Raw genomic sequence first — 4,214 nt, 5'->3', positions numbered from 1 at the left:
GGCAAGTAATTTCTGTTCTGCGCGCTGAACCCTCCTGGTGGTGGTTGGAAGCGATGCCGATGGCTCTAGCAATTCGCTGGTTAATAGGGCTATTGCTTGTGGCAGTATTAATACGGCTGGCATTACAGGGTAGCCAGAGTCTTTTAGTGCAAACCATCGGCCAACGGCTTACAGCACAATTAAGGATAGATTTATTTAGCCATAGCCTCAACCTCTCATTAAGATTCCACGACCGCACCCCCGTTGGGAAATTAATAACAAGGCTCACTAATGATGTAGACGCGTTAGCGGAAGTTTTTGGCTCTGGCGCAATTGGCGTATTAGCAGATATTGTTACTTTTGTGGTAATTGCAACATTAATGCTATCTATAAATCGCCCTTTAGGCTTACTCCTACTTGCCTTGCAAGTACCCATTACTTTACTTGTAATCAGTTTGCAGCAACGCTACCGGAAAGCTAATTACAGAGTAAGGGAAGAACTCGGACAATTAAATTCCGATCTTCAGGAAAATCTTCAAGGCCTTGAGGTGGTGCAGATGTTTAGACGCGAAAATCTAAATAGTGCGAGATTTGCAATAACCAATGCTAAATATCGCCGAGCGGTAGATGGCACAATCTTTTACGACAGCGCAATTTCCTCACTACTTGAATGGATTTCGCTTGCAGCTGTTTCTTTAGTTCTCGCGATCGGTGGTCATCTTGTTACATCGGGAGCGATGGGCCTTGGTGTGCTAACAACCTTCATTCTTTTTTCGCAAAGATTATTTGATCCCTTGCGGCAGTTAGCAGAAAGATTTACGCAAATCCAAGCGGGTTTAACCGCCGTGGAGCGTATAGACGAATTACTAGATCAACCCCTAGATATTCAAAATGCAACCACATTTACAGTATCTAATCAACCAAAATCAGGGGAGGTAATTTTTGAAGACGTTTGCTTTGCTTACAGAGATGATGAACCCATCCTGCAACATATAAATATGCATATTGCCCCAGGAGAACACGTTGCTCTGGTGGGCCCCACCGGGTCTGGTAAAACAACAGTAATTAGGCTTTTATGTCGCCTTTACGAGCAGCAGCAGGGCAGGATATTGCTAGACGGGATTGATATTCGTGGAATACAAATTGCAGAATTAAGAAAACGCTTAGGTGTTGTGCTGCAAGACACATTTTTATTTAGTGGTAATGTTGAAAATAATTTAAAACTTGATACTAACATTGCTAGGCCTGAACTTGAAAAGCTATGCAATGATTTAGGCCTTTCGCCATTATTGGAACGCTTACCAAATGGATTAGATACATCGCTAAGGGAAAGGGGTGGTAATTTAAGTTCCGGTGAAAGGCAGCTGTTAGCTATTGCACGTGTTGCTTTACGCAACCCTTCAATATTAATAATGGATGAAGCCACTGCATTTCTCGATCCCAGCACAGAAGCAACATTGCAGCGGGATCTAGGTCGCTTATTAACAAATCGCACTGCCATAGTAATCGCCCACCGCCTCGCCACCGTAGAAGCAAGTGATCGCATCCTGGTATTAAAAAGAGGCCGTGTAGTGGAAGAAGGCAACCATACAGATTTGCGGGCACAGGGTGGTCTTTATGCCCAGCTTGCAGATCTCCAAGAGAAGGGTCTTGCGAGCCTTTAGTAATATGCAGCCAGCAGAATCACAAGAGCCCCTTCTTAATAAATTTTATGGGAATGAGTGGCGAGAACTAGATAGTAGTAATGAAAGATTACGCTTGATTGCAAGTTTTGATCGTGAGATTGATCTTGTGGAATTAGAACAACTTTGTGATGCAGTTGGCTGGTGCAGAAGGCCGCAACGGCGGGTGCGCACAGCCTTGGAAAATTCACTGTTAGTTATAGGTTTATGGCGCCATGATCAACGCTTTCCCCGTTTAATTGGTTTTGCCCGTTGCACTGGCGACGGTGTTCTTGATGCCACCATTTGGGATCTTGCAATTCATCCGCTCTATCAACGCAGTGGCCTTGGCAAAGGTTTAATGCTGGTGTTATTAGAACGGTTGAGATTTATGGAAGTTGAAAAAATAACTCTTTTTGCAGATGCCCAAGCGGTTCGTTTTTATTTATCACAAGGTTGGGATCTTGAACCGCAGGGTAACCGTTGCGTTTTTTGGTATGCCAGATAGATATAAAATTTAGTAGAGCTTAGCTAATAATTCAGATTCCACCCCACGGCGCCAGGCCGCCCGTAATTTTGCATTGCGCCAACAACTGCGCCATACCCCCAAGCGTTGCCAGCGTCTACCACTAACCGTGATCGCTGCCGGTGCTATCACCAGAGAGCCAAGTTTTTTTAAGCGCTGCACCAGATCTAGATCTTCCATTAATGGGATCGGTTGAAAACCTCCCACCAGCCAATAGGTTTGTTTTGTTATTGCTAAGCCTTGATCGCCATAGGGAAGTTCACGCCAACTACTGCGCAATTGCACTAACAATTCCAGTAGGCGCAGGCGCCATCCCGGAGCCTGCACCTTTAAACGAAAGGCAGCAGCAATCACACCTGGTTTTTCTAAACAATTAGCCACGAGCCCACTCCACCCCGCAGGTAAACGGGCATCGGCATGGACAAAAAACAAATTGCTGCACCTTGCCTGCAATGCGCCATGGGCTAATTGGGCTCCCCGATTGGCACAACTAAATCTCAATAATTTGGCGCCCATCAAAAGGGCTAATTCGCAACTGCCATCACTGCTGCCGCCATCCACCACAAGCAATTCACCCACATCCTGCAACTGAGCCAACAGGCCGCCAAGCAACTCCACTTCATTCAGCACTGGAATCACCACACTCCAGTTATCTGGATTTTTGGGATCAATCATCAAGCCAAGGGGCCATATCGCCCACATCATCTATATCGGAGCGATATTGCAAAAGCTTTGCTTTAAGACCAATGCCATTGGCTCGAGCGATGGTTTCAGTTAACACTCCAGCACCACCCCAATCAATACCACTAAACAAAGAGCCGTTAGAGCGGTTTAAACCCACTAACCAATAACCACCATCTAATGCTGGTCCTAGTACCAAATCACAGTGATCTAAATGTGCGTATGCGTTTGCTAGATCACTAACGCTGAGCTGGGGTAAATCACTACCGATCAGCACCACCCGAGAGGCACCGGAATTGAATGCGCGGCTGAATTGTCGTTGCATGCGCAAACCAAGGCCACCAATCCCTTGGGCTGGCCCCATCGCTAAAAGCACCGTTGAATTCACACTTATTTCACGCCATGCTTTCGCTGTTGCCATGGTGTGGGTCAACAGCTTTGCTTGAACCCTGGCGGCAGCAAGGGCACCAATAGCAACAGCCAAGCGCCTCTTACATCTCCCCGGTGCCGGCAAGCGAGCTAGTACAACTAATACCAGCTGCTGTTTCACCCCTGGGGCCGTGGTAATTCCATCGGTTTTAGCCTTAATGCCTGGGTTTTACCTTGCCGTTCCACAGTTATTAGCAACTCACGACCCACCTGGCCCCCTTCTACCGCCACCTGCACATCGGAAGGGCTCTTAACTGCCTGATCTGCCACTTTTAAAATTAAGTCGCAACTGCGAATCCCCCCGCGGGCAGCAGGGCTGTTTTGCACCACATCCACCACCACCACAGCATTACGTTCAGGCAATTTGCAGTTATTACCAGTGGCATTCACCTCCCTTGCAAGTTGTGGTGTGATCGCCTGTAATTTCACCCCTAAATAAGGATGGCTAGCCCTACCCCCCTCCAAAATTTGTTGCGCAACAGTTTTTGCTTTATTTATTGGTATCGCAAAACTCAAACCTGCTCCTGGCGCTTGTCTAATCGCTGTATTAATTCCAATTACCTGGCCTCGATCGTTTATTAAAGGGCCGCCGCTATTGCCCGGATTAACCGCTGCATCGGTTTGGATATAGGCCACCCGCTGGCCGCCACCAAGGGCATCAGTTCGAGCTGTAGCACTCACGATTCCAAGGGTTACGGTGTTATCGAGGCCTAGGGGATTACCAATGGCAATCGCCCATTCGCCTGGGCGCACAGAAGCTGAGTTTCCTAGTGGCGCCACAGGTAAACCTTGGGCTGCTACCTTCACCACAGCAACATCGGTTAAGGGATCAGCGCCAAGCACCTTGCCCGGAAAACTGCGGCCATCTGGAAGGGTTACGGCCACGCTGCCCGCCCCTTCCACCACATGGGCATTGGTAAGTAATAGCCCATCCGAAC

At 47.7% G+C, this 4,214-nt stretch carries 5 protein-coding genes; 2 read left to right on the top strand and 3 right to left on the bottom strand.

Annotated elements, in window-relative coordinates; genetic code table 11:
• Together KB557_RS09325 and KB557_RS09320 are read left to right on the top strand one after the other, a co-directional pair.
• The coding region (locus KB557_RS09325) for an ABC transporter ATP-binding protein (RefSeq protein WP_255133547.1) at positions 1 to 1,643 on the top strand (1,643 nt) is incomplete at its 5' end.
• A gap of 4 nt (positions 1,644 to 1,647) precedes the next feature.
• On the top strand, positions 1,648 to 2,148 hold the full coding sequence (locus tag KB557_RS09320) for a GNAT family N-acetyltransferase (protein ID WP_255133545.1): 501 nt from the start codon (positions 1,648 to 1,650) through the stop codon (positions 2,146 to 2,148).
• Positions 2,149 to 2,157: 9 nt separating this feature from the next.
• On the opposite strand, the gene KB557_RS09315 is transcribed toward KB557_RS09320, so the two are convergent.
• From KB557_RS09315 to KB557_RS09305, 3 genes are all read right to left on the bottom strand, one after another.
• A complete protein-coding gene (locus KB557_RS09315) occupies positions 2,158 to 2,871 on the bottom strand; it encodes a TIGR04283 family arsenosugar biosynthesis glycosyltransferase (RefSeq protein ID WP_255133542.1) in 714 nt (237 codons plus the stop codon).
• Positions 2,834 to 3,397 carry a TIGR04282 family arsenosugar biosynthesis glycosyltransferase gene (locus tag KB557_RS09310; protein ID WP_255133539.1) on the bottom strand — a complete coding sequence of 188 codons (564 nt, stop codon included), beginning with the start codon at positions 3,395 to 3,397 and terminating at the stop codon, positions 2,834 to 2,836. The genes KB557_RS09315 and KB557_RS09310 overlap by 38 nt, the downstream gene beginning before the upstream one ends.
• A partial coding sequence (locus KB557_RS09305; RefSeq protein ID WP_255133537.1) for a trypsin-like peptidase domain-containing protein occupies positions 3,394 to 4,214 on the bottom strand: 821 nt, incomplete at its 5' end. The genes KB557_RS09305 and KB557_RS09310, both read right to left, overlap by 4 nt.

The organism is Synechococcus sp. Cruz CV12-2-Slac-r, from assembly GCF_024346075.1.
In the GTDB taxonomy this organism is placed as follows: Bacteria; Cyanobacteriota; Cyanobacteriia; order PCC-6307; family Cyanobiaceae; genus Synechococcus_D.
The sequence above is the reverse complement of the archived record's forward strand: the minus strand, read 5'-3'. Positions and strand labels throughout refer to the sequence as shown.

What these genes read in the sequence shown, in the direction of transcription:
- KB557_RS09320 (WP_255133545.1), top strand. Translation starts at nt 1,648, where the DNA reads ATGCAGCCAGCAGAATCACAAGAGCCCCTTCTTAATAAATTTTATGGG.
- KB557_RS09315 (WP_255133542.1), bottom strand. Translation starts at nt 2,871, where the DNA reads ATGATGTGGGCGATATGGCCCCTTGGCTTGATGATTGATCCCAAAAAT.